Source organism: Corynebacterium sp. HMSC05E07 (assembly GCF_001807225.1).
In the GTDB taxonomy this organism is placed as follows: domain Bacteria; phylum Actinomycetota; class Actinomycetes; order Mycobacteriales; family Mycobacteriaceae; genus Corynebacterium; species Corynebacterium singulare.
In genome coordinates, this window is sequence record NZ_KV788221.1 from 1 (window position 1) to 817 (window position 817).

Below are 817 nucleotides of genomic sequence, written 5' to 3' on the forward strand. Positions count from 1 at the left end.
AGCCGGGTGAGAAGAATGCGATTGTGTCGACGAATGCTGATTTTGATGGTGGCCTGCGTGTAGTTGTTGGCGGCGCGAAGATTGTGGATCAGGTTTCTTATGAGGGTCTGGTTCCGGGTAAGGAGTACTTCCTGGATGCGAAGTTGATTTCCAAGGCGGATGGTAAGTCTGTTCTTGGTGAGACGACTGGCCACAAGTTTGTGCCGACTGAGCCGAATGGCACTGAGGCTGTGACCATTGTTGTTGATGAGAAGGTTACTGAGCCGGTTGAGGCTGCGGTTGCTTTCGAGAAGCTGACTTCTAAGCAGGTCAATGACAAGGGTGAGGAGACTCCGGGTAATGAGACTCCGAATGAGATTGGCAAGCATGAGGACATCACTGATGATGATCAGACGGTGACTACTAAGGATGAGTTGCCGCGGATTTCTACTAATGCTGATTTCGCTAACGGTGCTACCGAGGTTGTTGCTGGTGCTGTAGTTGAGGACACGGTGTCGTTTAACAACCTTGTTCCGGGTAAGAACTACACCTTGAAGGCTGAGCTGATTTCTAAGGCTGATGGTGAGACTGTTGTGGGTGATGGTCAGCTGACCTTTGCTCCGGAGACTGCTAATGGTGAGGCCGTTGTTGAAATCACTGTTGATGAGAATCTTGAGGGGGTTGTTGAGGCTGCGGTTGCTTTTGAGGAGCTGACTTCTGTCGAGGTTGACAAGTTGGGTCAGGATACTCCGGATGCATCCGAGGATGAGCCGAACTTCATCGCTGACCACAAGGACATCAACGATAAGGATCAGACCGTTCCGAAGGAGACGGAGAC

The 817-nt window shown here is 51.0% G+C and carries 1 protein-coding gene; it reads left to right on the forward strand.

Going from position 1 to position 817, the window contains the following annotated elements:
* Window positions 1–817 (forward strand): VaFE repeat-containing surface-anchored protein (locus HMPREF3149_RS13555; protein WP_168162182.1); only part of this gene is annotated, 817 nt, incomplete at both ends.